General features: G+C 63.9%; 25 protein-coding genes and 1 riboswitch. Of the genes, 12 read left to right on the top strand and 13 right to left on the bottom strand.

Features of this window, described 5'->3' with window-relative positions; translation table 11 throughout:
- The 3 genes from ENHY17A_RS03760 to ENHY17A_RS03770 form a co-directional block, all read right to left on the bottom strand.
- Positions 1 to 1,797, bottom strand: a complete 1,797-nt coding sequence (locus ENHY17A_RS03760; RefSeq protein ID WP_159710208.1) for an AMP-dependent synthetase/ligase — start codon at positions 1,795 to 1,797, stop codon at positions 1 to 3.
- A gap of 75 nt (positions 1,798 to 1,872) precedes the next feature.
- On the bottom strand, positions 1,873 to 2,112 hold the full coding sequence (locus ENHY17A_RS03765) for a DUF2061 domain-containing protein (RefSeq protein WP_159710210.1): 240 nt from the start codon (positions 2,110 to 2,112) through the stop codon (positions 1,873 to 1,875).
- Positions 2,113 to 2,211: 99 nt separating this feature from the next.
- On the bottom strand, positions 2,212 to 3,195 hold the full coding sequence (locus ENHY17A_RS03770) for a quinone-dependent dihydroorotate dehydrogenase (protein ID WP_159710212.1): 984 nt from the start codon (positions 3,193 to 3,195) through the stop codon (positions 2,212 to 2,214).
- A 240-nt stretch (positions 3,196 to 3,435) separates the two neighbouring features.
- Here ENHY17A_RS03770 and ENHY17A_RS03775 point away from each other — a divergent pair, with 240 nt between their 5' ends.
- From ENHY17A_RS03775 to ENHY17A_RS03815, 9 genes are all read left to right on the top strand, one after another.
- Positions 3,436 to 4,284, top strand: coding sequence for an AraC family transcriptional regulator (locus ENHY17A_RS03775; RefSeq protein ID WP_159710214.1), 849 nt, complete (start codon positions 3,436 to 3,438; stop codon positions 4,282 to 4,284).
- 82 nt (positions 4,285 to 4,366) lie between these two features.
- A complete protein-coding gene (locus tag ENHY17A_RS03780; protein WP_159710216.1) occupies positions 4,367 to 4,858 on the top strand; it encodes an RrF2 family transcriptional regulator in 492 nt (163 codons plus the stop codon).
- 2 nt (positions 4,859 to 4,860) lie between these two features.
- On the top strand, positions 4,861 to 6,324 hold the full coding sequence (gene sufB / locus ENHY17A_RS03785) for a Fe-S cluster assembly protein SufB (protein WP_159710218.1): 1,464 nt from the start codon (positions 4,861 to 4,863) through the stop codon (positions 6,322 to 6,324).
- Entirely contained in the window at positions 6,321 to 6,791 is a 471-nt protein-coding gene (locus ENHY17A_RS03790; protein WP_159710220.1) for an endonuclease domain-containing protein, read from the top strand. Before sufB ends, ENHY17A_RS03790 begins: the two co-directional genes overlap by 4 nt.
- 2 nt (positions 6,792 to 6,793) lie before the next feature.
- Positions 6,794 to 7,537 carry a Fe-S cluster assembly ATPase SufC gene (sufC, locus tag ENHY17A_RS03795; protein ID WP_159714092.1) on the top strand — a complete coding sequence of 248 codons (744 nt, stop codon included), beginning with the start codon at positions 6,794 to 6,796 and terminating at the stop codon, positions 7,535 to 7,537.
- A gap of 5 nt (positions 7,538 to 7,542) precedes the next feature.
- The gene (locus ENHY17A_RS03800) at positions 7,543 to 8,625 is read left to right on the top strand and encodes a SufB/SufD family protein (protein ID WP_159714094.1); all 1,083 of its coding nucleotides are present in this window, start codon (positions 7,543 to 7,545) and stop codon (positions 8,623 to 8,625) included.
- A 145-nt stretch (positions 8,626 to 8,770) separates the two neighbouring features.
- Complete coding sequence (locus tag ENHY17A_RS03805; RefSeq protein ID WP_159710222.1) at positions 8,771 to 9,985, top strand: cysteine desulfurase; 1,215 nt, start codon at positions 8,771 to 8,773, stop codon at positions 9,983 to 9,985.
- A complete protein-coding gene (locus ENHY17A_RS03810) occupies positions 9,982 to 10,449 on the top strand; it encodes an SUF system Fe-S cluster assembly protein (RefSeq protein ID WP_159710224.1) in 468 nt (155 codons plus the stop codon). Before ENHY17A_RS03805 ends, ENHY17A_RS03810 begins: the two co-directional genes overlap by 4 nt.
- A gap of 133 nt (positions 10,450 to 10,582) precedes the next feature.
- Positions 10,583 to 10,939, top strand: a complete 357-nt coding sequence (locus ENHY17A_RS03815; RefSeq protein WP_159710226.1) for a HesB/IscA family protein — start codon at positions 10,583 to 10,585, stop codon at positions 10,937 to 10,939.
- A 1-nt stretch (position 10,940) separates the two neighbouring features.
- Here ENHY17A_RS03815 and ENHY17A_RS03820 read toward each other — a convergent pair whose 3' ends face one another.
- The 6 genes from ENHY17A_RS03820 to ENHY17A_RS03845 all read right to left on the bottom strand — a co-directional run bounded on the left by ENHY17A_RS03820 (position 10,941) and on the right by ENHY17A_RS03845 (position 16,598).
- Entirely contained in the window at positions 10,941 to 11,696 is a 756-nt protein-coding gene (locus ENHY17A_RS03820) for an ABC transporter ATP-binding protein (RefSeq protein WP_159710228.1), read from the bottom strand.
- The gene (locus ENHY17A_RS03825) at positions 11,693 to 12,676 is read right to left on the bottom strand and encodes a FecCD family ABC transporter permease (protein WP_159710230.1); all 984 of its coding nucleotides are present in this window, start codon (positions 12,674 to 12,676) and stop codon (positions 11,693 to 11,695) included. Before ENHY17A_RS03825 ends, ENHY17A_RS03820 begins: the two co-directional genes overlap by 4 nt.
- Positions 12,673 to 13,485, bottom strand: a complete 813-nt coding sequence (locus tag ENHY17A_RS03830) for an ABC transporter substrate-binding protein (protein ID WP_236547735.1) — start codon at positions 13,483 to 13,485, stop codon at positions 12,673 to 12,675. Before ENHY17A_RS03830 ends, ENHY17A_RS03825 begins: the two co-directional genes overlap by 4 nt.
- A 125-nt stretch (positions 13,486 to 13,610) precedes the next feature.
- Positions 13,611 to 15,515, bottom strand: a complete 1,905-nt coding sequence (locus ENHY17A_RS03835) for a TonB-dependent receptor plug domain-containing protein (protein ID WP_159710234.1) — start codon at positions 15,513 to 15,515, stop codon at positions 13,611 to 13,613.
- Between the two features lie 148 nt (positions 15,516 to 15,663).
- Positions 15,664 to 15,853, bottom strand: a riboswitch (cobalamin riboswitch).
- 43 nt (positions 15,854 to 15,896) lie between these two features.
- Positions 15,897 to 16,118, bottom strand: coding sequence for a hypothetical protein (locus ENHY17A_RS03840; protein WP_159710236.1), 222 nt, complete (start codon positions 16,116 to 16,118; stop codon positions 15,897 to 15,899).
- A gap of 177 nt (positions 16,119 to 16,295) precedes the next feature.
- Positions 16,296 to 16,598, bottom strand: a complete 303-nt coding sequence (locus tag ENHY17A_RS03845; protein WP_159710238.1) for a polyhydroxyalkanoic acid system family protein — start codon at positions 16,596 to 16,598, stop codon at positions 16,296 to 16,298.
- 104 nt (positions 16,599 to 16,702) lie between these two features.
- On the opposite strand from ENHY17A_RS03845, the gene lnt reads away from it, so the two are divergent.
- Together lnt and metK are read left to right on the top strand one after the other, a co-directional pair.
- Positions 16,703 to 18,244: an apolipoprotein N-acyltransferase gene (lnt, locus tag ENHY17A_RS03850; RefSeq protein WP_159710240.1), complete on the top strand. Its 1,542-nt coding sequence runs from the start codon at positions 16,703 to 16,705 to the stop codon at positions 18,242 to 18,244.
- 76 nt (positions 18,245 to 18,320) lie between these two features.
- A complete protein-coding gene (metK, locus tag ENHY17A_RS03855) occupies positions 18,321 to 19,532 on the top strand; it encodes a methionine adenosyltransferase (protein ID WP_159710242.1) in 1,212 nt (403 codons plus the stop codon).
- 289 nt (positions 19,533 to 19,821) lie between these two features.
- On the opposite strand, the gene ENHY17A_RS03860 is transcribed toward metK, so the two are convergent.
- Positions 19,822 to 20,898: an aldo/keto reductase gene (locus tag ENHY17A_RS03860; protein WP_159710244.1), complete on the bottom strand. Its 1,077-nt coding sequence runs from the start codon at positions 20,896 to 20,898 to the stop codon at positions 19,822 to 19,824.
- 81 nt (positions 20,899 to 20,979) lie between these two features.
- On the opposite strand from ENHY17A_RS03860, the gene ENHY17A_RS03865 reads away from it, so the two are divergent.
- Positions 20,980 to 21,609 carry a TetR/AcrR family transcriptional regulator gene (locus ENHY17A_RS03865; protein ID WP_159710246.1) on the top strand — a complete coding sequence of 210 codons (630 nt, stop codon included), beginning with the start codon at positions 20,980 to 20,982 and terminating at the stop codon, positions 21,607 to 21,609.
- Positions 21,610 to 21,999: 390 nt separating this feature from the next.
- On the opposite strand, the gene ENHY17A_RS03870 is transcribed toward ENHY17A_RS03865, so the two are convergent.
- Genes ENHY17A_RS03870 through ENHY17A_RS03880 form a run of 3 tightly spaced genes read right to left on the bottom strand, consistent with a single transcriptional unit; the run spans position 22,000 to position 24,948 of the window.
- Positions 22,000 to 22,278 (bottom strand): UvrB/UvrC motif-containing protein, encoded by a 279-nt coding sequence (locus ENHY17A_RS03870; protein WP_159710248.1) that lies wholly within the window; start codon positions 22,276 to 22,278, stop codon positions 22,000 to 22,002.
- Complete coding sequence (locus ENHY17A_RS03875) at positions 22,265 to 22,879, bottom strand: phosphatase PAP2 family protein (RefSeq protein WP_159710250.1); 615 nt, start codon at positions 22,877 to 22,879, stop codon at positions 22,265 to 22,267. Before ENHY17A_RS03875 ends, ENHY17A_RS03870 begins: the two co-directional genes overlap by 14 nt.
- The gene (locus ENHY17A_RS03880) at positions 22,876 to 24,948 is read right to left on the bottom strand and encodes a catalase (RefSeq protein ID WP_159710252.1); all 2,073 of its coding nucleotides are present in this window, start codon (positions 24,946 to 24,948) and stop codon (positions 22,876 to 22,878) included. The genes ENHY17A_RS03875 and ENHY17A_RS03880 overlap by 4 nt, the downstream gene beginning before the upstream one ends.
- Positions 24,949 to 25,051: the final 103 nt, after the last annotated feature.

Raw genomic sequence — 25,051 nt, forward strand, 5'->3', positions numbered from 1 at the left:
TCACCCCTGTTTGTAAAGCGCGTCCAGCCGCTCGCCATATGCCGCACGCAACACATGGCGGCGGATTTTAAGGCTGGGGGTCAGTTGCTCGTTCTCGATCCCGAACGGTGCGTCGGCCAGGATGAAGCGGCGAACGCGTTCGGTGACCGACAAATCCTTGTTCACCCGCTCGACCGCGGCATTCAGCGCGGCGCGATACCCAGGGTTCTGCGCCAGGCTCACGAAATCGCATTTCGCGCCCCCTTCGGCACACCATTCCTGCGTCCATTCGGGATCCGGCACCAGTACCGCGGTCATATAGGGCTTGCGGTCGCCATAGATCATCGCCTGGATAATCTCGTTCTGGAGCGTCAGCATCCCTTCGATCTTTTGCGGCGCGACATTGTCGCCCTTGTCGTTGACGATGATGTCCTTCTTGCGATCGGTGATCTTGATCCGGCCCTTGTCGTCGATCAGGCCGATATCGCCGGTGTGCAGCCAGCCGTCTTTCAGGACGCGGGCCGTCTCCTCATCGTTGCGCCAGTAACCGTGCATGACCAGTTCACCGCGCACCAGGATTTCGCCGTCTTCGGCGATGCGAACCTCGGTATTTTTGAGCGGCGGGCCGACCGTATCCATCTTCAGCCCCGCCGACGGGCGATTGCACGAAATCACCGGCGCGGCTTCGGTCTGGCCGTACCCCTGCAAGAACGTCAGCCCCAGCGACTGGAAGAAATTGCCGACCTCGGGTGTCAGCGGCGCGCCGCCCGATACCATCGCCTTCATCCGCCCGCCGAAGCGCTTCGAAATCTTGGGTTTGAGCAGGCGGTTGACAATCAGGTTCATCGGCATGTCGCCGACCGCGACCCTACCCGTCTCCGCTCTCTTGCTGCCGATCGAGACGGCACGGTCGAGCAGATAGGCGGAGACTTTACCCTGTTTCTCCACCGCTTTGCTGATCCGAGTGCGCAACACCTCGAACAGCCGCGGGACGACGACCATGATCGTCGGGCGCGTCTCCTCGATATTCGACGCCAGCTTGTCGAGCCCTTCGGAATAATAGATTTGCCCGCCCAGTCCGATCGGGAAATGCTGGCCGCCGCTATGTTCATATGCGTGGGACAGCGGCAGGAACGACAGGAACACCTCGTCCCCCCAGCCGAAATCCTCGCTGATGACGGTCACGCAGCCCTCGACATTGTGCAGGATCGCGCCGTGATGCTGCCGCACCCCACGCGGCGCACCGCCCGTGCCCGAGGTATAGATGATGCACGCCAGATCCTCACGCTTGAACTGCGCGCGCGCGGCGGCCGCTTCGGGTTCGGTCGGATGATCGGCGATCAATTTGGACCAGTTGTGGAAATCGAGCGTCCCCGATTGCCCGATCTTCAAATCCTCCATGCCGATGACATGGTGAAGCGTGTCCGAATGGAGCGCGGCGGGCAGCAGCACCCGCGCAAGCTTCGCGGTCGATACGATCACCGCTGCCGCGCCCGAATTCTCGATGATGTGGGTATGGTCGCGCTCGGTATTGGTGACATAGGTGGGCACGGTGACGCAGCTCGCCGCCATGATCGCCAGATCGGACATGCACCATTCGGGGCGGTTTTCGCTGACCAGCATCACGCGGTCGCCGGGCTTTAGCCCGATCGCGGTCAGCCCGGCGGCAAGCGATGCGACCTGACGCGCGGCATCGGCCCAACTGGTCGATACCCATGCCCCGCCCTGCTTCCCCCACAGGAACGGCTTGTCGCCATTCTCGCGCGCGCGGGTGAAGAACATGGTGACCAGATTGGGGAAATGTTCGAGCTGCCGCATGGGGCCGTTTGCCTCTCACCGATTATCTTTGGCGAAAGGACTAAACCGTAATCGAAAGGGCGCAAGGCCGTAACGTCAGTCCGCGCTTCCCGGCATGGGATGACGATGGACGAGAATGTCGAGAAATTTTCGCGGTGTCATCCGGGCATTCCACGCTTTCTCATGAAAATAATAGGCCACAGCGTTGCACAACGGTTCGACCAGCGCGATGCCACTCGCGATCGCCAGCGACCCGGTAAACAGATAGGCGACGGTGAAGCCGATCCCGAGATGGATCACCAGATAGCTGAGTGTTTTCGCCAGATCGCGCGACATGCCTATGCTCCTCGACCCCCTCAATGCATGGGCGCAGCATATCGATCCAGTCGGTTGTCGCGGGCAGTGTAATCGGACGGGGCGATCAGCGCAGCGTGATCACAGCCCGTTCGCGATCCGGCGCGCCAGGCCTGGCCCTTCGAACACCAGTGCGGAATAGAGCTGGACCAGGCTGGCCCCCATATCGAGCCGCCGACGCGCTTCGTCGGCGTTGTCGATCCCGCCTGCCGAGATTAGAGGGATCGCCCCGCTAGCGATCGCCACCACCTCGCCCAACTTTTCGCGCGCAAGAAGTTGCAATGGCTTCCCCGACAACCCGCCCGCCTGCCCGCGATCGCGCGACCGCAATTCGGGGCGCGAGATCGTGGTGTTCGACACGATCAGCGCATCGATCCCGCCGTCGATCACCGTACGCACGATCGGCTCCAGCGCCTTGGCGTCGAGGTCGGGGGCGATCTTCAGGAATAGCGGCACGCGCCTGCCCCCGATCATGCGCGCCCCGTCGCACGCCGCCAGCAGATCGGCGAGCATCGCGGGATCCTGCAAATCGCGTAAATTCGGCGTGTTGGGTGAAGAGACGTTGATCGTCACATGATCGGCAAGCGGCGCAGCCTTTGCCACGCCGATCGCGTAATCGGCGATGCGGTCGCCCGAGTCCTTGTTGGCGCCGACATTGATGCCGATCACGCCGCGCCTCTTGGTACCCGCCACGCGCGGCAACGCGGCGTCGATGCCGCCATTGTTGAACCCCATGCGGTTGATGACGCCGCGGTCCTCGGCCAGCCGGAACAAGCGGGGCTTCGGATTGCCCATCTGCGGTCGCGGCGTCAGCGTGCCGACTTCGATCCCGGCAAAGCCCAGCGCGTGGCACGCGTCGATCGCCTCGGCGTCCTTGTCGAACCCCGCCGCCAGACAGACGGGATGGGCAAATTCGATCCCCGCGACCATCACCGGACTACGTTTTGGTGCGGAAGGTGCCCCAGGACACCCGACCGCCTGCCAAGCAGCCAGGCTGCGGATCGTCAAACGATGCGCCGACTCGGGATTGATGCGGAACAGGAGCGGGCGAAGCGTGCGAAACATGGCGTTTGCGCATGGCGCAATGGCGGATATTCGTCAAAGCCTGTGCCATTTCGATCCGAAATGGCGATTCCATCCAATACGGAACGGATGCGAATCGACTATCCATTCCTTGCGACCCGAAGCGGACGTCATCGACGAACGCTTAACCCTAATGGCTCCGCGGCCTTTCAGGCTGCGGGGCCATTTCTTTCAGGCGCGAAACGAGCTACAGTCGGCCAACGTCAACAGGGGGACGTGCGCATGTCGATTACGCTCGACTATGCGGTGCCTGGCGCTGGTGCCGCCGAGATATTCACATTATTCTATCATTTCCGCGCCGATGTGCCGCGGTTTGAGGATACCGAGCGGGCCGACCACGCGCAGTTGCGGTTCCGATTGTCGCCCGGCGGTGCGACCTATCATTTCGCCGACGGCAGCGTGCAGGAAGCGCCCGCCCACCATGTCGTCGGCCCGACCAGCGGCGCGATGCGCGTGGTGGCCGAAGGCCCGGTACATGTGTTCGGCGCAGGCATCACGCCCGCTGGCTGGGCCGCGATCACCGGTGCGAGTGCCTCCGCCTTTTTGAACCGGGTCGTCGATGCGCACGCATTGCTAGGCTGCGCGGTCGGAGAAGCGGCGGCGGCGTTGGGGCGGGCCACCGACACCACGGAGATGGTCGCTATCATCGAGTCCATGATCGGCGGATGGGTTGCGGATGCCCGGCGTCAGTCCAGTTTCGTCGCGCAGGTCGATGCCTGGCTGGCGGACAGCCATTCTCCCGAGGTGAATGATCTGGTTGCCGCCACCGGCCAGTCGCGCCGCCAGGTCGAACGGCGCTGCAACGCGTTATACGGCGCACCGCCCAAATTGCTGGCGCGCAAATATCGCGCATTGAAGGCAGCGGTCTCGCTCGCCGCACATGAAGCCGACACGGACGCACTGATCGAGCGTGGCTTTTACGACCAGTCGCATTTCATTCGCGAGGTAAAACAATTTACCGGACTCACGCCATCACAGCTGCGCGAACAGCCTAATCTGCTCGCACAACTCACCATCGCCGGACGCCATGCGTTGACCGGCCAAGTCAGCCCGATGATCTCCGAAACCTGAAGCGCCAGCGGTTGACGCAAGCAGCGAACGCCCCCATCTGCCCAATCGGAACGATTCGATCCGATTTGAGAACCATTCGCACATGCGCCTTTCCGCCCAGGCAGATTATGCCGTCGTCATGCTCAGCGCTGCGGCCCGCCATTGCGGCGGCGTCGCGCGGCTGAACGCGACGTTGATGGCGGAGGAAACCGGCTTGCCGCTACCCACAGTTCAGAAACTGGTCAGCCGATTGTCGTCCGCGGGCCTGATCGAATCGACGCGAGGCACCGGCGGTGGTTTCCGCCTGTCGCGTCCGCCCGCCGCGATCAGTCTTGCCGACATCGTCGAGGCTATCGAGGGGCCGATCGCGCTGACGACGTGTGTCGATGCGGGTAAGCATGATTGTGCGATCGAGGGTAATTGCCGGGTCAAGCCGCATGCTAATGCCGTCAACGGCGCCGTGCGCGGCGCGCTGGCGGCGATCAGCCTCTCACAACTTTCCTTGCATCCCGGCGGGCCGACGCCGCGCGCAGCGCGTGCTACCGATCCCCTCCCCAACTGGACCCCGGCCTCCGCCGGGGTACGGAGCTTGTAATCATGGCTACCAAGAACGCAGAGGCGCTCGCCGCCGCGAACAAGAAATACGAGTGGGGGTTCAGCTCCGACATCGAACAGGACTTCGCCCCGAAAGGCCTGAGCGAAGACACCGTCCGCTTCATCTCGGCCAAGAAGGGTGAGCCCGAATGGATGCTCGACTGGCGGCTGAAGGCGTTCCGCCTGTGGGAAACGATGGAAGCGCCCGACTGGGCCAAGTTGAACATCGACCCGATCGATTATCAGGACGCCTATTATTACGCAGAGCCCAAGGCGAAGCCTAAATTGGGCTCGCTGGACGAGGTCGATCCGGAAATCCTGCGCGTCTACGAGAAACTCGGCATCCCGATCGAGGAGCAGAAAGTGCTCGCTGGGGTAGAGGGCGCGCGCAAGGTTGCGGTGGACGCAGTGTTCGACAGCGTGTCGGTCGCGACCACCTTCCGCAAGGAACTGGAGGCCGCGGGCGTCATCTTTCGCTCGATCAGCGAGGCGATTAAGGAATATCCCGATCTCGTCCGCAAATGGCTAGGCAAGGTCGTGCCGATGCACGACAATTACTTCGCGACGTTGAATTGCGCGGTCTTTAGCGACGGGACGTTCGTTTATATTCCCGAGGGCGTGCGCTGCCCGATGGAACTCAGCACCTATTTCCGCATCAATGCCGAAAATACCGGCCAGTTCGAACGCACGCTAATCGTCGCCGACAAGGGGTCGTACGTCTCGTACCTCGAAGGCTGCACCGCGCCGATGCGCGACGAAAACCAGCTCCACGCCGCGGTGGTCGAACTGATCGCGCTCGACGATGCCGAAATCAAATATTCGACCGTCCAGAACTGGTATCCCGGCGACGAGAACGGCAAGGGCGGCATCTATAACTTCGTCACCAAGCGCGCCTTGTGTCAGGGAAAAAATAGCAAGGTGTCGTGGACGCAGGTCGAAACCGGCAGTGCGATCACCTGGAAATACCCAAGCTGCGTGCTGAACGGCGAAAACAGCGTCGGCGAATTCTATTCGGTCGCGGTCACCAACAACCTTCAGCAAGCCGATACCGGCACCAAGATGATCCACAACGGCAAGGGTTCGCGCTCGACCATCGTGTCGAAGGGGATTTCCGCCGGGCGTTCCGACAATACCTATCGCGGGCTGGTGCGCGTCGGCCCGAATGCCGAGGGCGTCCGCAACTTCACCCAGTGCGATAGCTTGCTGCTGGGCGATCAATGCGGCGCGCACACCGTCCCCTATATCGAGGTCCGCAACCCGTCCGCCCAGATCGAGCATGAGGCGACGACCTCGAAGATCAGCGACGACCAGATGTTCTACGCCATGCAACGCGGGCTGGACGCGGAAAGCGCGGTCGCGCTCATCGTCAACGGGTTCGCCAAAGAGGTGTTACAGCAACTCCCGATGGAATTCGCGGTGGAAGCGCAGAAGCTGCTGGGCATTTCGCTTGAGGGGAGTGTGGGATGAATCTGACTCCCACCGAAGACGCACGACGCCTAAACATCCCTCCCCTTCAGGGGAGGGGCCGGGGGTGGGGCCTGTCCGCAGAGCGCCTCGCTCTGCTGCACCGGCGCGCCGCCGAGATGCGAAACAATCCCACCGAACCTGAAAAACGGCTCTGGCGAGCATTGTTGGACGGACATAAATTCCGCCGCCAGGCGGTAATCGCGCCCTTCATCGCGGATTTCCTGTGCCCCAGAAAGGCGCTGATCGTCGAAGTCGATGGCGACACCCATGACGAAGCCAAGGATCGGCTGCGTGACGATCTGCTTGAGGAGCGCGGCTACCGGGTCGTGCGGATTACCAATGGCGACGTGATGACCAATGCCGAAGGGGTATTGCGGCTGATCGCAAGCGCGCTAGCCGATATGGCGGATCGCTGGGAAAAGCCCCACCCCAACCCCTCCCCTGAAGGGAAGGGGCTTGAAGGATGACTATGCTCAATATTGAAAACCTCCACGCCGAAATCGACGGCAAGCCGATCCTCAAGGGCCTGTCGCTCACCATCAACGCGGGTGAAGTCCATGCGATCATGGGGCCAAACGGCGCGGGCAAATCGACGCTCGGCTATGTCCTCGGCGGGCGGCCCGGTTACGAAGTGACCGGCGGGACCGCCACGTTCGATGGCAAGGATCTGCTCGATCTCGAACCGCATGAACGCGCTGCGCTCGGGCTGTTCCTGGGGTTCCAGTATCCGGTCGAAATCCCCGGCATCTCCAACGTCCAGTTCCTGCGCGAGGCGCTCAACGCGCAGCGCAAGGTTCGCGGCGAGGGACCGCTGTCGGGGGCGGAATTCCTGAAGATCGCGCGCGCGCAGGCCGATGCGCTGGGCATGGATCAGGACATGCTCAAACGCCCGGTCAATGTCGGCTTTTCGGGCGGCGAGAAGAAGCGCAACGAAATGGTGCAGATGGGGATCATCGCGCCCCGTCTCGCGATCCTCGACGAAACCGACAGCGGGCTCGACATCGATGCGTTGAAGGCGGTCGGCGACGGCATCAACCGCATCATGCGCAGCGCGGACAAGGCGGTGCTGCTGATCACCCATTACCAGCGGCTGCTCGATTATGTGGAGCCCGATTTCGTCCATGTGCTGGCGGACGGAAAGATCGTCGCGAGCGGTGGGCCGGAACTTGCCAAGACGCTGGAACGCGAAGGCTATGCGGCGGTGGCGGCTTGAACGCGATGAACGCGATCACCATCCCCCGCGACCTGCGCGAAGACTGGCGCTGGGCTAACCTACCGACGCTTGAAGCTGCGGCGGTCGCACCGTCTGCCGACACGGGTGTTGATATCCCCGCGCAGTTCCTCGACCTCGACGGCCCGCGCCTGACCTTCGTCGATGGCCAGTTCGAGCCCGCGCACAGCCGCCCCGGCAAGGTCGCGGTCGAACGCCTGTCGCTCGACACCGCCCACCCGCTCGGCGCGCGCGCGATGGGCGAAGGCTGGTCGCTGACGCTCGGCGACGAACATGCAATCGGTCCGGTGCAGATCGTCCATGTTTCGACCGGAGGCGAGAACCATCTGCCCGCGCGCATCGTACTCGCAAAGGACGCGGTCGCCGAAGTCGTGGAGACTTATGTCGGTCACGGATGGGCCAACCGCCTCACGCAAATCACGCTGGGCGAAGGCGCGCGGCTGATGCGATCGGTGCGCCTGCTGCAATCGGACGGCTTCGTATCGATCCGCGACGAGGCAGAGGTGGGCAAGGCTGCAAGCCTGGTGTCGATCTTCCTCGGCGCAGGCGGCATGGGCACGCGCATCGACGGCGCGATCCGCGTTACCGGCGAAGGCGGCTTTGCGGAGATGGGCGGCGCGCTGCTGACCAGCGGCGACCAACGCCAGGAAGCCGCAGTCGCGCTCCGCCACGAAGCCGAATATGGCACCAGCAAACAGATTTGGCGCGCAGTCGCCGCCGATCGCTCGACCGCCAGCCTCGCGGCGCGGGTCGAAGTCGCGCGGGGCGCACAGAAAACCGATGGCGAGCAATCGCTTCGCGGCCTGCTGCTCAAACGCACGGCCACCATCAACCTGAAACCCGAACTCGAGATTTTCGCCGACGACGTGAAATGCGCGCACGGCGCGACGGTCGGCGAACTCGACAAACGCGCGATGTTCTACCTGCAATCGCGCGGGATCGAAGAGGCGCGTGCGACCGCGCTGATGACTCGCGCCTTCGTAGCCGACGCGATCGACCGGATCGGCGATGAGACGGTCCGCGCGGCGTTTGCAGCGGATGCGGAAAGCTGGTTGGAGCGGGCGTTGTGAGTGGATCAACCCATTCCTCCCCTGGAAGGGGAGGGGAACCGCGTAGCGGTGGAGGGGTAATCTCCATTCGCGACGGCGTTCCTTTGGCCAGCTACCCCACCACCATCCTGCGGATGGTCCCCCTCCCCTTCCAGGGGAGGAATTCATGACCGTCGCGCTCGACACCCGTCCCCTCGACCTGCTCGCGGACTTTCCCGCGATCCCCGACGGCTGGGCGTATCTCGACACCGCCGCAACCGCGCAGAAACCGCAGTCGGTCATCGACGCGATCACCCGCGGCTACGACACGACCTATGCCACGGTGCATCGCGGCGTGTATCAGCGCTCGGCCGACATGACGCTCGCTTACGAAGCCGCACGCCGCCGCGTTGCGACCTTCCTCAAAGCCCCCTCCCCCGACGAGGTCGTGTTCGTCCGCGGCGCGACCGAGGGGATCAATCTCATCGCGCAAGGCTGGGCTGCGCATCACCTGAAATCCGGCGACCGCATCCTGCTGTCCGCGCTCGAGCATCACTCCAACATCGTCCCTTGGCAGATGGTGGCAGAACGGATCGGTGCGCACGTCGACGTCGTGCCGCTGACCAACGACCACCGCATCGACCTCGATGCGATGGAGGCCATGCTCACGCCGCAGCACAAGCTGGTCGCGCTCGCGCATGTGTCGAACGTGCTCGGCTCGGCTCTCGACGCCCGCCGTGCCGCGGACCTTGCGCACGGCGTTGGCGCTAAGCTGCTACTCGACGGCTGCCAGGCGGTCCCGCGCATCGCGGTCGACGTGCAGGCACTCGACTGCGATTTCTACGTCTTCTCCGGCCACAAGCTTTACGGCCCGACCGGCATCGGCGTGCTGTGGGGCCGCGGTGAGCTGCTGGAGGCGACGATGCCCGTACAGGGCGGCGGCGCGATGATCGACCGGGTGACCTTCGAAAAGACGACCTACGCCCCGCCGCCTGCGCGGTTCGAGGCCGGAACGCCGCACATCGTTGGTGTGCTCGGGCTCCACGCCGCAATCGATTATGTCGACACGATCGGGCTCGACCGCATCCACGCGCACGAAACGGCGCTCGTCGCGAAGACCCGTGACGCGCTGTCCTCACTTAACAGCATCCGCCTGTTCGGACCGGAGGATGCGGCGGGCATCGTCAGCTTCGCGGTGGAGGGGGTTCATCCCCACGATGTCGGCACCATATTGGACGAGGAGCGCGTCGCGATCCGCGCGGGGCACCACTGCGCGCAACCGCTGATGGACTTGCTCGGCGTTTCCGCGACCGCGCGGGCAAGCTTCGGCGTGTATAACGACGAAAATGACATCGACCGGCTTGTCGCCGGACTGGAACGAGTACGAAAGATTTTCGGATGAATGAGCAGAGCAAAATCGCTGTCGAGGAAGTCGATGCCGTTACCGCCCCGCCCAGGGCGCGGGTCGAGGATGCGGCGCGCGAGACGTTCGAGCGCAAGCGCGACTATCTTGAAGGCTTCCTCGCCAAGAAGCCCGAACCGCTCGACGGCACCGAACCCGGCGGCGAGCTCTACGAAGCGGTAATCGCGGCGATCAAGGAAATCTACGACCCCGAAATCCCGGTCAACATCTATGATCTGGGCCTGATCTACGGGGTCGAAATCGGCCCCGACAATCACGCGATCGTGACGATGACGCTGACGACCCCGCATTGCCCGGTCGCCGAATCGATGCCCGCCGAGGTGGAATTGCGCGTCGGCGCAGTGCCCGGCGTCGGCGCGTCGGAAGTCAATTTGGTCTGGGATCCGCCCTGGGATCCGCAAAAGATGTCGGACGACGCGAAGCTGGAATTGGGAATGCTTTGAAAAGTCCGATCCGGCGGCGAATTGGGTGCATTGCTCCGCCACCGGATCGGGATGAGGAACCCCGCCATGCCCACAGGGGGGGTAGTGTTGGCGGCGTGGCCCAGGCTCCTCTTTGGGGCACATGGAGAAGACGATGACGACAACGCAGACCCGTAACCGTCCGGCAGCGATTATTCTGACGCCTTCGTCGGAAGCGCGGATCGCCGACCTGATGGCGCGCGCACCCGAAGGGGCGATCGGAGTAAAGCTGTCGACGCCGCGCCGGGGTTGTTCGGGCCTCGCCTATTCGGTCGATTACGTGACTCAGGCCAACCCGATGGACGAACGCATCGAGACGCCCGGGGGCACGTTCTTCGTCGATGGTGCATCGGTGCTCTATCTGATCGGATCGACGATGGACTGGGTCGAGGATGATTTCACCGCCGGCTTCGTCTTCACCAACCCCAACGCCAAGGGCGCGTGCGGCTGCGGCGAGAGCTTCACCGTCTGAGCTATATCGCCCCGTCGATCATCACGTCGCCATCGATGATCCGCGCGCCCACCCCGTAAACCTGCGCGATCCGCTCCACCGTCATCGTATCGCGAACCGATCCCTCGGCGACGACGCGGCCGTCTTTCATCCAAACCAGCCGATCGGCATAGGTCGCCGCCAGCGCCAGGTCGTGCAACACCGCCAGCGCCCCGCCGCCGCCGCGCACGAAATCGCGGAGCAGGCCCATCACCCGGTGCTGATGCCGCGGATCGAGCGCCGCGACCGGCTCGTCGGCGACGATCAACGCGGCCTGTGCCGCCAGCGCGCGCGCCAGATGAACCCGCGCCAGCTCGCCCCCCGACAGCGTGTCGGTCGCGCGGTCGGCCAGTGCGTTCAGGTCGCATCGCGTCAGCGCTCGATCGACCGCATCCGCATCGCGCACCGCCAGCCTGCCCAGTGTCACGCCATGTGCGAACCGCCCCAGCGCGACCACGTCGCGAACGCGAGCGGGCCAGGCAAGCGGGCGGGCCTGCGGCAGATAGGATAATGCGCGTGCGCGGATTGCGCGGGCCATCGTCGCGGTCGGCATGCCGTCCAGTGTCGCAGTGCCGCTCGCTGGAATCAGCCCGATCGCGGCGCGCAAAAGGCTGGTCTTGCCCGCGCCATTGGGGCCGAGCAGCACGACCAGTTCGCCCGGCGCGACCGTCAGCGTGGCATCCGCGACCAAGGTGGCGCCACCCGCCTCGACGCTGATTCCTTGCGCGATCAGGTTCATGCCAGCCCCCGTCGCCGCACCGCGATCAACAGGAAGATAGGTGCCCCGACCAGTGCCGCCACCACGCCCAATTTCAGTTCGTTCTCGCCCGGCATCACCCGCACGAGGATATCGGCAAACACCAGGAAGAGTCCCGCCAACAAGGCCGATGGAACCAGGCTGCGCGCCGGATCATGCCCGACGCAGGGACGGATCAGATGCGGCGCGACGATCCCGACAAACCCAATCGCGCCTGCAATCGCCACCGATGCGCCCGTCGCAACCCCTGCGCCAAACACCACCGCCAATCGCTGGCGACGGACGTTGAGGCCGATTCCTTCTGCCGCTTCTTCCCCCAGGGTCAGCGCCGACAATCCGCGCCGTGTGGCATAAAGCAGCCCCAGCCCTAGGACCAGGAACGGCAACCCCAGCGCGATGTCGGGCAGTCCCCGATTGGCGACCGATCCCATCATCCAGTTGACCATGTCGGCCAGCGTGAACGGATTGGGCGCTAGGTTCATCAGCAGCGACATCAACGCCGCAGCAAAGCTCGACAGCCCGACCCCAATCAGGATCAGCGTCGTCATCGATTGTGCCCGGATCGCGGCGGCGGCCAGCAACGCCGTCGCCGCGCAGGCACCCCCGATCGCCGCAAGCGGCAGGAGGAACGGCGACAGCGCGGCGAAGCCGAAATGGAGCGTGATGGTGGCGGCAAGCGCACTCGATGCGCTCACCCCCAGAACACCGGGTTCGGCGAGCGGATTGCGGAGCAGGCCCTGGAGCGCCGCGCCACTCGCGCCCAATGCGATCCCGACCAGCCAGGCGGCCAGCGCACGCGGCAGGCGGATTTCCCAGACGATGACGCGGTCGGCTACCTCGCCCATCCCGACCACCGCAGCCAGCATCCGGCCGGGCGGCAGCGGTGTCGATCCCAGCAGGCACGCCGCCAGGATCGCGACCAGCCCGGCGGCAAAGAGCCACAGGTTGAGCCCGCGCATCATCGCCTTCTCGGCTCCGTTCGCGCTTGGGCCAGCGCCTCGACCGCATCGACCAGGAACCAGCCACCGCAAGCCGTCCACGCGCCTTCGATTCCCACGACCGGCCGATCCTTCATGTGACGCGCGACGATCGGATGCCGCGCGGCGCTCCAACGATCGGGCGGAGCATTCCAGAAACTGGCGCTCGCGATCAGATCGGGGCCTTCCTTCGCCAGCCGTTCGAGCGGCAGCGTGCGCCAGCCCGGCTCGCCCTCGAAATTCACGTAACCCGCGGCCCGCAACATCTCGTCCACCAGCCCGCCCGGGCCGGAGGTGACTCCACCCGGCGTGACATAGAGCGCACTCGGGCGTTGCGGCGACGATACGGGGATCGCGGCAAGGCGGCGGTCCATCTCAACCGCCAACACCTCACCCTTTGCACCCTCGTCCAGCCCGCGTGCGGTATCGACCAACACCTGCCGCACCGCCGTAAGGTCGTTCGCATAGCCGATCTGGAGCACCGGCACGCCCGCGCGCGCAAACATCGCTGCCGCATCCGCCCCGCCGCCATAGGATCGGATGACGAGATCGGGCTTGAGCACCAGCACATCCTCCGCACGCGGACGCACGCTCGGCAGACCGACCGCGGCGGCGCGCATATAGCTGAAGTCGCGGTCCGCATCGGGAGAGACCGCGGCGATCCGGTCGCGACCGACCAACTTCAGCACATATTGGTCGGCACAATAATCCAGACTGACGATCCGCATCGGGCGTTCGGGCGCGTTCGGTGCGACCGATGGTTGCGGGGCGCAAGCAGTTAGCATCGTTGCCATCACCCCAACCCACACCATGCTCCCGCGGAGGCGGGAGCCCAAGGTAGCGAGCGCAACGCCCATGACCCTGGGCCCCCGCCTGCGCGGGAGCACGGAGTCGCTTTGGACGATGCGCTCGCGATTATTCACAACTTGATCCGCACCCCTCCGAACGCCGCTCGGCCCGGCGTGCCATAGGTCGCGACGACCTCATAGCGTTCGTCGAACAGATTCTCGACGCGGCCATAGACTTCGATCCGCTCGGTCACCGGGAAACTCGCCCGGAGATCGACCAACGCATAGCCATCGACCCGCGTCGTATTGGCGGCATTGTCGAACCGGTCGCCGATATGGGTGATCGTCGCGCCGGTGCTCAACCCGAATGGCCACGCATAGTCGACCAGCGCGCTGACCGAATGGCGCGGACGGCGGGCGAGTTCGTTGCCGGTTTCGCGGTCCTTCGCATCGACGAAACTGTATTGCCCGACCACCGACAAGCGATCGACGGGCTTAAGCTCCAGCGTGAATTCGACCCCTTCGGCACGCGTGAGCCGCAGATTGTCGTAATAGCCGAACCGGTCCGGCGCGCCGTCGCAGATCGGCGGCGGGCTGGCGGTGAAGCATGACACGTAATCGATCTGGTTTTCGGTATCGCGCCGGAAATAGACCGCGCCGACCTCGACTGCGCCATCCATGAACCGCTGGTCGATGCCGACTTCCCAGCTTTCCGACGTTTCGGGCTGGAGCGCGTCATTCCCGACATTGCTGTAGAGCTGATAGAGCGACGGCACCTTGAATCCCTCGCCGTAACTCGCACGGATGCGAGTCGCGCCATCATTGGGGGTGAACACGCCGCCTGCCGACACCGTCGTCGCGCCGCCGAAGCGGTTATGTTCGTCGTGGCGCACGCCGCCCGACATGGTGAGCCCCGCAACCGGCTTCGCGGTTAGTTCGCCATAGAAGCTGTCGAGCGTCGCCCGTCCGCTGCCCACTGTGCCGAAGCTTTCCGAATCGAACCGCGACCATTCGCGCTCCGCCCCGAACACGGCCTCCGCCCAGTCGAACGTCGCCACGCCCTGATATTCCAGCCGCTCGTTGGTGCCGACGGAATCGTAAGTGATGGGGAGGAAGCCCTCAGGATCGTAATCCGTCCGCTCGACGCGCGTCACCGCATAGCCGAGCCGGTTTTTCAGCGGCCCGAACGCAAAATTGACGCCCGCATAGCCGGTGATGTCGCGCTGATCGCCATATTGGAGCGTGTCGCCGAACGTGAAACTCGGCGTAAATCCGTCGATATCGGTGCGACCATCGGCAATCGATCCGCGCAGGTCGATCCCCGCATTCTCGCCCAGCGCGACCGCGACACGGCCATTGGCGTGCCATTGTTCGTACCCGTCGCGCTCGATGCCACCACGGTCTTCGCTGAACGCGGAGAAGCCGTCGGTCCTGTACCAGCCGCCGCCCAGGCTCACCGCAACTGGCCCGACCGAGGCGGCGACATTGCCGACCGCGTTATAGGTTTCGCGCCCGCCCGCTTCCGCACGCGCGTTGATGACCACGCCGTCACCCGGTTGCGGCGCGCGAGTGATGAGATTGACGACACCGCCAATCGCCTGGCTGCCGTAGAGCACCGAACGCGGCCCGCGCACCACCTCGATCCGCTCGATATTGCCGGTCAGCAGCGTGCCGAAATTATAGCCGCCGCCGGTGGAGGCCGGATCGTTGATCTTGACCCCGTCGATCAGGACGAGCGTATGGTCGCTTTCGGCACCGCGAATATTGACGGTGCCGATCGCGCCGGGGCCACCGCTGGTGGTCGTGGTCAGGCCGGGCAGCGTACGTAATAGGTCGAGGACCGTGGCCGACTGGCGCGTCTCGATGGCTTCCAGCACGCTGACCGATTGCGGGGTTTCGTCGGTGTCGCGCGCGGTGCGCGCGGCGGTGACGGTCACGGTCTGGTCATCGCGCCAGCCTTCGCTAACGGGTTGGGCGGATGCGATGGAGGGGAACAGCGCCGCGACGGGCAGCGCGAACAGGGAAATATGCTTCACTTGTGACTTCCTTCGCCCCGTCCGCGGTCGAGACGGCGGGGCAGCAACGACGATGCTCGGCCCACCGGTTGCCCGGTGCGACTGCGGCCATGACTGTCGTTTCGAAGGATGCGCGAACGCTCCGTCCCCAAATGGCTGAACCCGGCCACGGGTGAACGACGCGATGGCAGGTCTCCTGGCTCACCGATCGTCGCTTTGCGGCCGTCTTCCCGGTGTTTGGGCACCAGTGACTAAGTGGCCGTAAGCTCCTGGCTTACAGTTGCGGGCACAGCGCCGGTATCGCACCGGCTTCCCTCTTCGCTCCCCGTAAAGGGAGAACCATCTGATCGCGCCCCTAGGGCCGCGGGACGGTCCGTGTCAATTCAGCGATTGAGGGAGAATTCAGCGAAGCGCGGCATCGGTCGCAACCGACGCAAGCCGATCACGCTCGGCGACCAGTGTCGCAGACGCTTCCGCCGTGCCGGCATCGGGCATGTGGTATCCGTAATAAACACGGTGCGTGTCGCGCCCGACGGCAAAGCCGCCCAGCACATAGCCGGTACTCAGCCCGATCAACGAAATACCGATCAACCAGATCGCAGCCTTGGCGGCCCAGCCGGTCATGGTTCACTCCTGTCACTGCGCAAGGCAAGAATGCGGGGCGGTGGTTCGAGTTCCCCGCCCTCTGAAACACCCCATCCCGTTTGTTTCGAGCGCAGTCGAGAAACGTGTTGCAGGAGTTGTCCCAAGCGTTTCTCGACTTCGCTCGAAACAAACGGGGATTGGTGACTGACCCGAAATCTATTTCAGCAACTTGGTCCCATTATCCGCCAGCTTCTCGCGTATCTTGTTCGCGAACATCGCCAGGAACGGCGGCAGGTCCACCGTCGCCTTCACCACATCTTCGGCCACATCCAGCCGGCTCGCCACGCGCTGGCCCATGCCTTCGATCGTGAAGTACAGCGTGTCGCCTTCCCAGCGATTGTCGGTCAGCGCGCCGCCGGGGATCAGGTCGGCGATCTTGCCCACCCCGCCCGAGATCCGCGCGCGCGCGCCTTCGCGGCCCAATTTGTGGGGAATATCGACACTGATCGGCTCGGCCATGACGGGCTCCTGGGTGGATTAAGCGACTAATACGCTTAGGTAGGGCGTCGGCTCCCGCGCGCCAAGCCTTGCCTCGCGCCCGCTTCCCGGCGATAGCGCCAGCCATGCGTCGATCCTGGACTGCTCCGCTGCTCGCCATCGCCTCGGGCTTCGCCTCCGCGCTGGGATTCGCGCCGACCGACTGGTGGCCGGTCACGCTGGTCGCGGTCGCGGTGTTGCTGTGGCTGGTCCATGACGCACCCAGCTTCAAACGCGCGCTGCTGATCGGCTGGTTGTTCGGCGTCGCGCATTTCACGCTGGGCAATAGCTGGATTCAGCACGCCTTCGACTATCAGCAGGAAATGCCGCCGGAGCTTGGCTATGGCGCGGTCGTCCTGCTTGCTCTGTACCTTGCGGTCTATCCGGCCGCCGCTGCGGGGCTCGCCTGGCGCTGGGGCCGCGTGACGGGAGGCCCGCCCGACGAACGCTATGTGCTGGTGTTCGCAAGCGCGTGGATCGTCACCGAATGGCTGCGCGCGACGATGTTCACGGGGTATAGTTGGAATCCGCTGGGCATGGTCTGGCTTGCCCCCGGCGTCGCGCAGATCGCGAGTTTCATCGGCACCTATGCACTTTCCGGCCTGGTCGTGCTGGCGAGCGGCGCGGGGCTGTTGCTGGCGGCGGGGCTTCGCTGGCGATTGGGCGCGATCGTTGCGGTCCCGGTCATCGCCTCGCTCTTCCTTCAGCCCGGCGCGCAGCCGGATTACGCCACCGATCATCCGCGCGTTCGCATTGTCCAGCCCAATATCGGCCAGGAATTCGTCGGCACCGACGGCTACAAGGAAGCCGTCTTCCAGAAGCTGCTGAGCCTCAGCGGCGGCCCCGCCCCCTATCCCCGCATCCTCGCCTGGCCCGAAGGGACGGTGAATTTCTACCTAGAGGACGATTACCCGTTCGAATGGTATGAAGGCGTCTCCCCCGCCGTCACCCGCGCGCGCATCGCCGCGCGGCTGGGGGAGCGGGACATCGCGCTGGTTGGTGGCACCGCGCTGATCTTCGGTGCCGACGGTGAACTCGCGGGCGCGGGCAATTCCGTGTTCGCGATTGCACCCTCGGGCGAACTGGCGGGCCGCTATGACAAGGCGCATCTGGTGCCGTACGGCGAATATCTGCCGATGCGGTCAATCCTCCAGCCGCTCGGCCTGTCGCGGCTCGTCATGGGCGACATCGATTTCCTCCCCAGCCCCGGCCCATCGAACCTGTCGATCCCCGGCATCGGGCTGGCGGGGATGCAGATTTGCTACGAGATCATCTTTTCGGGCCAGGTCGTGAACGACACACAGCGCCCGCAATTCCTGTTCAACCCGTCGAACGACGCCTGGTTCGGCTATACCGGCCCGCCCCAGCATCTGTCGCAGGCGCGGATGCGCGCGATTGAGGAGGGGCTGCCGATCCTGCGCTCCACCCCCACTGGCATCTCGGCGGTGATCGGCGCAAAGGGCGAGCTGATTGCGACCATCCCCGGCGGTGTCGAGGGCGCGATCGAAGTCCCCCTGCCCGCGCCCCGCGAACCCACTTTCTTCGCGCGTGTCGGCAACTGGATGGTGATCCTGTCGGCACTCCTGCTGATCGCAATCGCATTTGCGTTCCGCCGCGCAAGGCGCTAGGGACGCCATATAAGGAAAGCTTTATATCAGGCATGGCAACGGCCCGGCTTTCCTGCTGTCCCACAAAGGAAAACACATGCGTTCCAATTATCTCTTTACGTCCGAATCGGTTTCCGAAGGTCATCCGGACAAGGTTTCCGACCAGATTTCGGACGCGATCGTCGATCTATTCCTGGGCATCGATCCCGAAGCGCGCGTCGCGTGCGAAACGCTGACCACCACGCAGCTTGTGGTTCTGGCCGGTGAAATCCGCGGCAAGGGCATTTACGAAAACAACGAATGGGCGCCCGGCATTCTCGACCGCGTCGAACAGACGGTTCGCGATACGGTAAAGCGCATCGGGTACGAGCAGGACGGCTTTCACTGGCAGACGCTGCGCTTTGAAAACAACCTTCATGGGCAATCCGCGCACATCGCGCAGGGCGTGGACGCATCGGGTAACAAGGACGAAGGTGCGGGCGATCAGGGGATCATGTTCGGCTATGCCGCCAACGACACCCCCGACCTGATGCCCGCGACGCTCGATTACAGCCACAAGATCCTGCAAACGATGGCCACCGACCGCCATTCGGGCGCGGCCCCCTTCCTCGAACCCGACGCCAAGAGCCAGGTGACGTTGCGTTACGAAGGCAGCAAGGCCGTCGCCTGCACCGCCATCGTCGTCTCGACCCAGCATGCCGAAGGATACGACCAGGGCGAGCAGGAAGCCGAGCTGAAAGCCTATGTGAAGGCGGTCGTCGCCAAGGTGATTCCGGTCGAATTGCTGTCGGACGAAACCGAGTATCACATCAACCCGACGGGCAGCTTCGTGATCGGTGGACCGGACGGCGACGCCGGGCTGACCGGGCGCAAGATCATCGTCGACACTTACGGCGGTGCAGCCCCTCACGGCGGCGGCGCGTTCAGCGGCAAGGACCCGACCAAGGTCGATCGCTCGGCGGCGTACATCACCCGCTATCTGGCGAAGAACATCGTCGCGGCGGGCCTGGCCCAGCGCTGCACGATCCAGCTCGCCTATGCCATCGGCGTGTCGAAGCCGCTGTCGCTCTATGTCGACACCCACGGCACCGGCACCGTCGGCGACGACAAGATCGAGGAAGCGATCGCCCGCATCGAAAAGCTGGGCGGCCTGACCCCACGCGGCATCCGCCTGCACCTCGGCCTCAACAAGCCGATCTACGCCCGCACCGCCGCCTATGGCCATTTCGGTCGCAAGGCGGACGGCGATTTCTTCCCTTGGGAAAAGACCGATCTGGTGGATGATCTTAAGGCTGCGCTGGCGGCGTAAGCCTCACGCATCCGGCCGAAACAAAACGGCCTGCGCTCCCGGTTCCAAAACCGCCGGAGCGCAGGCCTTTTTCGTGCGCGCGAAACATAGACTTGCCACCCGGACTTGTTCTGGAGTCCCTCGGACCGCTTACGACCCATAGCGGCCGCTTGGCTCGGCGGTCTGCGAGCCCATATGCGGTCATTCGTAACACGTGATCGCTTCGGTTTTCCCCAACTGCGATCGGCAATTTTGGCACCGAGCAATCGGAAATAGGCAGCAGAGCGAACAGCCAAGCCGATAACCTGCGTCAATCGCCCCAGCCAACGACCTCGTGCCCACCATAGATCATGCGGCGGATCATCGGTGAGGTGAGCCCAGTGGTGAATCCCATTTGCGGCGTACTTGCCTCATTCAGACGTGCAAGTTGCGCGTCTTCGAACTGAATGTCCGTTGCGGCGATGTTGTTGTCGAGTTGCGATACCTTGCTCGCGCCTACCAGCGTCGATCCGACGCCCCTTCGCTTCAGCGTCCAGGCAAGTGCCACCTGCGCCACCGGCCGGCCAAGCTCCTTTGCCACCTGTTCGACCGCTTCTAGGATCGCCCAATTTCGGTCAGTGAACTTGCTGTCGCCGAACGGATTTGCGCCGCTGAGCCGACCCTTGCCGGCCACGTCTCCACGTTGGTACTTGCCTGACAGGAAGCCGCCAGCCAGCGGACTCCACGGCATGATGCTCATCCCGCCTTCGCGAGCCGCCGGGAAATGCTCGGCTTCCACGTCTCGTGCTACCAGCGAATACTCGACCTGCAGGGCGATCGGACCAGGCAAACGGCGCTCAGCTGCAATCGTGGCCGCCTTCATCGCCAGCCACGCCGGCATGTCGGACAGACCATAGTAGCGGATCTTGCCGATACGCACGAGGTCGCCGAGCGTCTGAACAATTTCCTCGATCGGAGTAACGCCGTCCCAGATATGCATCCAATACAAGTCGATATAGTCGGTCCGCAGCCGCCTGAGCGAGGCATCGAGCGCACGGTGAATGTTTTTTGCTCCGGCCCCACCCGCGTTCGGGTTGCCTCTGCCGGCGTGGGTCGCGGTCAAGGGGCTCGACGACCCGTTGAAGGCGAACTTGGTCGCCAGCACGAGGTCGTCGCGCTCTCTTCTATCGGCGATGAACTTGCCGACCAGCGTCTCGCTCTCTCCGTCCGAATAGATGTCGGCCGTGTCGATGAAATTGCCCCCGGATGCGCGGTAGGCGTCGAACACCGCCCGCGAGGTCGCTTCGTCCGATCCCCATTCACCGGGGCCGAAGGTCATCGTCCCCAACGCTAGCGGGCTTACGATCAAGCCGGAACGGCCCAATGAACGGAAGGCGGTCAGGGGCATGAATACGGCCTTTCGTAGCGTTCGATATAGAACCCATGCTACGTTGCAGCTCGACCGTCAATGACTTTCAGAGTGACTGCTATGAAAATAGGCCAACCTTCTGCCTCTCGAGCAGGTAAGACAGGCCGCCCTCTATCTTTCAACCGCCATCTGGCGCTCGAACAGGCGATGCTGGTTTTCTGGCGGCACGGCTATGAGACGACCTCGATCATCGACCTCACTGCGGCAATGGGGATCAGCACGCCCAGCCTCTATGGTGCCTTCGGCGACAAGAGGCGCCTGTTTCTGGAGGCGATGCAACTCTATGCTGGCAATCGCGACGCGATGGCGGATGCGATCGACGCTGCGCCGACTGCGCGCGATGCGGCGCGTGACATGCTGGAAGGCGCTGTCGTTGGCTACACTGGCGAGACGACGCCGAAAGGGTGTCTTCTCGCCAGCGCCACGGCCAGCGGTTCGGCCGCTTCCTCCGACGTGCAGCGCGCAGTGGCGGACATCCGCAGCTTCTTCATGGAACGGCTCCGCCATCGCATCGCTCGCGATGTTTCTGCCGGGGTTCTGCCGGGAACTACGGACGCGCATGCTTTGGCCGGGTTAGTAATAACTATGATGCAAGGTTTGTCGGTTCTCGCGCGCGACGGGATCGGCAGGGCATCCTTGCGGGCAATTGCCATAACTGCGCTACAAGCTTGGCCTCGAGACGCGGGTTGAAGCCCGCTTGCGCCGCTGTGACCGGCACCGCATCCTCATTTTTTGCCAAATCTCAGACAATGCGAGCTTCCCGAAACTCGATTTTTCTCGGGAAGGGCGCTAACGCCACGAATGTCAGCTTTCACAACTCGCCCTCCCGTAAGCGAACTGGCAGCTAACCACCCAGAACCTGTCATTCCGCTGGAAATGTAGGATTCGAACTGATCTACAATCCCGGATGTGCGCCCACAAACTCCGGTGGCCGATCGACCTGTCGCGAAGGCCCGCGTCGTTCTTTTACGGCGGCTCGTCGTCGATGCAAACGGCCCACGCACAAAACGTGCGAACGTGTAAACCTTGTCAACTTGTCCAGGAAACGCTCCCGCCTTTTGAGCGCACCGAACCGTGCCTTCACCGCCGCCGGCTACGCCCCGTCGTCATCGGATCGGGCTTCTTCGGTGGCTTCCACCCTTCCGGCGCATCACGCTTGGGGCGTTCCGATCCGATGCCCATGGCACCGGGCTGCTGGCGTTTCAGTCCGGCGAAATCGGCGTCGGCGGCGTCGCCACCCGCCGCTTGCCGTCGCACCGCGATTTCGTTGCGGAGCGCCGCCGCACGTTCGAAATCCTGCGCTTCCGCTGCCGCCGCCATTTCGGCGGTCAGGCGAGCGATGATGTCATGGCTTGCCATCGATCCCTGCCTTTTCGAACGCACGAGCAACGATCCATTCGGACGTCACCCCGATCGCTGCGCCCACGACGATGTCGATCGGGAAATGCGCGCCGACCATCGGGCGCGTAACCGCAATCGCGGCGGACGCGGTCGCACCGGGCACCACTGTCGCCGGATATTCGCGCGCTATCGCCTGGGTCACCGCGAGGGCGCCCGCGGTGTGGCCGGAGGGAAAGCTGTTCATCGGCCCATCGTCGGTGTCGCCCGGGGTGATCCGATGTTGGTGATGCGTGGTGAACAGTCCGGGTCGCGCACGATCGACGCGCTGTTTGATCAGCGTCTTGATCGCGGTCGCGACCAGATGGCTCGCGAGCATCCGCGCACCCGTTCGCGCCAGCCGCGCATCGTCGCGCACCAGCCCCACACCCAATGTCGCCATCGAAAGCGCGATCAGCGGCGGTTGATCGGCAATCTCGCTGACGGCACCCAGCGCTCTGACCGACGGGTGATCCTTGTAGCGTGCAGCCGCATGACCGATGGCGATATCGGCTTTTTCCACACGCGTGGCGGCGCGCCTGGTATCGCGCGCCGCCTTTTCCGCCCTGGTCTTTTTCGTCACGCGAGCATGCGCACGCCAGGCTCGCGATCGTAGAAGCGATGTTTCGCCGCCTCGACGAAGCCACCCAGATCGGTGACGCCCGCATCCGGCTCGACACCTGCCTTGTCGAGCAGCGCCTGCGCGCCGTCATTGGCACCAATCGCCTTCAGATGCCCGAAGGCGTCCATCGCGAACTGCACCGCCGCGCCTTCCTTGGTCAGCGCCTTGGCACCGTCCGCCGACAGGATAATCGCCACCGCGTCGAAAATCTGGCTGGGCGTGCCCGCCAATTGCCCGTCGGCTGCGCGCATCTTTCCGTCAGCCAGCTTCGCGCCGCCGACCTTGGGCGCGACGATCATCACCGTGCCGCCCGCCTTTTCGACGGCGGCCTTTACCGTGTCGATCTCCGCACCGTCGGAACCATCGGCGATCAGAATGCCGACCTTGCGGCCCTCCAGCGTCGCCTTCATGTTCTTGTGGATCGACAGCGCGTCGCTCGGCTTCATGTCCACCGGCTCGCGCGCCGCCTTGGCCTTGGCGGGCAAATCGATGCCGAGGCCATCCGCGACGCGCTTCGCCAGTTCCTCATCGACGTTGCGCAAATTGGCGACGACACGTGGGCGGACCTGTTCAAGCCCGACCTTCGACAGTTCGAACACGAAGGACGACGCGATGTGCGCCTTTTCGTGCCCATCCTGCGATTTCCAGAACAGCCGAGCCTGGCTGTAATGATCGGCGAACAGTTCGGCACGCACGCGCAGCTTTTCGCCGCTCTCGTCCGATCCGGTCGCGGCATCGACGGTCACGAAGCCCTTGGCCGCACTCTCACGCGGGCCACCCTCTTCGCCATGCTCGGCCAGGCTGTTGGGTTCATAGTTCGCCCTCCCCTTGGGCACCATCGTCTGCATCATCCCGTCACGCTGGAAATTGTGCATCGGGCATTTGGGCGCATTGACCGGGATCTGGTGGAAATTGGTCGTTCCCAGCCGCGACTTCTGCGTGTCGAGATAGCTGAACAGCCGTCCCTGAAGCAGCGGATCGTTCGAAAAATCGATGCCGGGCACGATGTTCGACGGCAGGAACGCGACCTGTTCGGTTTCCGCAAAGAAATTGTCGACATTGCGGTTGAGCGTCATCTTGCCGATGATCCGCACGGGGATATCGTCTTCGGGGATCAGCTTGGTCGCGTCGAGCACGTCATAGGGCTGAGCCTCGGCGAACGCTTCGTCGAACACCTGAATGCCCAGTTCCCATTCCGGAAAGTCGCCGCCGTCGATCGCCTCGAACAGATCGCGGCGGTGATAGTCGTTGTCGGCGGCCTGCAATTTCAGCGCCTCGTCCCAGATCGTCGATTGGATGCCGAGCACCGGTTTCCAGTGGAATTTGACGAAACTCGCCTTGCCCTTCTCGTTCACCAGTTTGAACGTATGGACGCCGAACCCCTCCATCATCCGCAACGAACGCGGCAGCGTGCGATCCGACATCGCCCACATCAGCATGTGGGTCGTCTCCGGCATCAGGCTGGCCCAATCCCAGAAAGTGTCGTGCGCGCTACCCGCCTGCGGATAGGCGCGGTCGGCCTCCATCTTTACCGAATGGACCAGGTCGGGGAACTTGATCGCATCCTGGATGAAGAAGACGGGGATGTTGTTCCCGACCAGATCCCAATTACCTTCCTTGGTATAGAATTTGACCGCAAACCCGCGAACGTCGCGCGGCGTATCAACCGATCCGGCACCGCCCGCGACCGTCGAGAAGCGCACGAACACCTCGGTCTTCTCACCCTTCTTGAACACCGCCGCGCGGCTTAGGTCCGAAATATCGTCGGTCGCTTCGAACACGCCGTGCGCGCCCGATCCGCGGGCATGGACGATGCGTTCGGGAATGCGCTCGTGATCGAAGTGAAAGATTTTTTCGCGCAGCACGAAGTCTTCGAGCAGCGTCGGCCCCCGCGCGCCCGATTTCAGGCTGTTCTGATTGTCGCTGATCGGGACGCCGTGATTGGTCGTCAGCACCGGTGCGTCTCCGCTCGCCTGCTGATGCGTTTCGCCGCCATTGCCCTTGGTCGTCTTGAATGCGTCGTCGGCCATGATGCCCTCCTGAAGATGATGTCCAAGGCGCAACCGTTCGCGGGGCACAAAGGTCCGCTGCAATTTTACGATGGTCAGTGATCGCCTGCGTCGCGCGTGAAAT

Origin of the sequence: Sphingomonas sp. AX6 (assembly GCF_902506605.1) — a bacterium.
Taxonomy (GTDB): Bacteria; Pseudomonadota; Alphaproteobacteria; order Sphingomonadales; family Sphingomonadaceae; genus Sphingomonas.

Coding starts and splice junctions, on each gene's coding strand:
- ENHY17A_RS03760 (WP_159710208.1), bottom strand. CDS start 1,797: ATGCGGCAGCTCGAACATTTCCCCAATCTGGTCACCATGTTCTTCACC.
- ENHY17A_RS03765 (WP_159710210.1), bottom strand. CDS start 2,112: ATGTCGCGCGATCTGGCGAAAACACTCAGCTATCTGGTGATCCATCTC.
- ENHY17A_RS03770 (WP_159710212.1), bottom strand. CDS start 3,195: ATGTTTCGCACGCTTCGCCCGCTCCTGTTCCGCATCAATCCCGAGTCG.
- ENHY17A_RS03775 (WP_159710214.1), top strand. CDS start 3,436: ATGTCGATTACGCTCGACTATGCGGTGCCTGGCGCTGGTGCCGCCGAG.
- ENHY17A_RS03780 (WP_159710216.1), top strand. CDS start 4,367: ATGCGCCTTTCCGCCCAGGCAGATTATGCCGTCGTCATGCTCAGCGCT.
- sufB (WP_159710218.1), top strand. CDS start 4,861: ATGGCTACCAAGAACGCAGAGGCGCTCGCCGCCGCGAACAAGAAATAC.
- ENHY17A_RS03790 (WP_159710220.1), top strand. CDS start 6,321: ATGAATCTGACTCCCACCGAAGACGCACGACGCCTAAACATCCCTCCC.
- sufC (WP_159714092.1), top strand. CDS start 6,794: ATGCTCAATATTGAAAACCTCCACGCCGAAATCGACGGCAAGCCGATC.
- ENHY17A_RS03800 (WP_159714094.1), top strand. CDS start 7,543: ATGAACGCGATCACCATCCCCCGCGACCTGCGCGAAGACTGGCGCTGG.
- ENHY17A_RS03805 (WP_159710222.1), top strand. CDS start 8,771: ATGACCGTCGCGCTCGACACCCGTCCCCTCGACCTGCTCGCGGACTTT.
- ENHY17A_RS03810 (WP_159710224.1), top strand. CDS start 9,982: ATGAATGAGCAGAGCAAAATCGCTGTCGAGGAAGTCGATGCCGTTACC.
- ENHY17A_RS03815 (WP_159710226.1), top strand. CDS start 10,583: ATGACGACAACGCAGACCCGTAACCGTCCGGCAGCGATTATTCTGACG.
- ENHY17A_RS03820 (WP_159710228.1), bottom strand. CDS start 11,696: ATGAACCTGATCGCGCAAGGAATCAGCGTCGAGGCGGGTGGCGCCACC.
- ENHY17A_RS03825 (WP_159710230.1), bottom strand. CDS start 12,676: ATGATGCGCGGGCTCAACCTGTGGCTCTTTGCCGCCGGGCTGGTCGCG.
- ENHY17A_RS03830 (WP_236547735.1), bottom strand. CDS start 13,485: ATGGCAACGATGCTAACTGCTTGCGCCCCGCAACCATCGGTCGCACCG.
- ENHY17A_RS03840 (WP_159710236.1), bottom strand. CDS start 16,118: ATGACCGGCTGGGCCGCCAAGGCTGCGATCTGGTTGATCGGTATTTCG.
- ENHY17A_RS03845 (WP_159710238.1), bottom strand. CDS start 16,598: ATGGCCGAGCCGATCAGTGTCGATATTCCCCACAAATTGGGCCGCGAA.
- lnt (WP_159710240.1), top strand. CDS start 16,703: ATGCGTCGATCCTGGACTGCTCCGCTGCTCGCCATCGCCTCGGGCTTC.
- metK (WP_159710242.1), top strand. CDS start 18,321: ATGCGTTCCAATTATCTCTTTACGTCCGAATCGGTTTCCGAAGGTCAT.
- ENHY17A_RS03860 (WP_159710244.1), bottom strand. CDS start 20,898: ATGCCCCTGACCGCCTTCCGTTCATTGGGCCGTTCCGGCTTGATCGTA.
- ENHY17A_RS03865 (WP_159710246.1), top strand. CDS start 20,980: ATGAAAATAGGCCAACCTTCTGCCTCTCGAGCAGGTAAGACAGGCCGC.
- ENHY17A_RS03870 (WP_159710248.1), bottom strand. CDS start 22,278: ATGGCAAGCCATGACATCATCGCTCGCCTGACCGCCGAAATGGCGGCG.
- ENHY17A_RS03880 (WP_159710252.1), bottom strand. CDS start 24,948: ATGGCCGACGACGCATTCAAGACGACCAAGGGCAATGGCGGCGAAACG.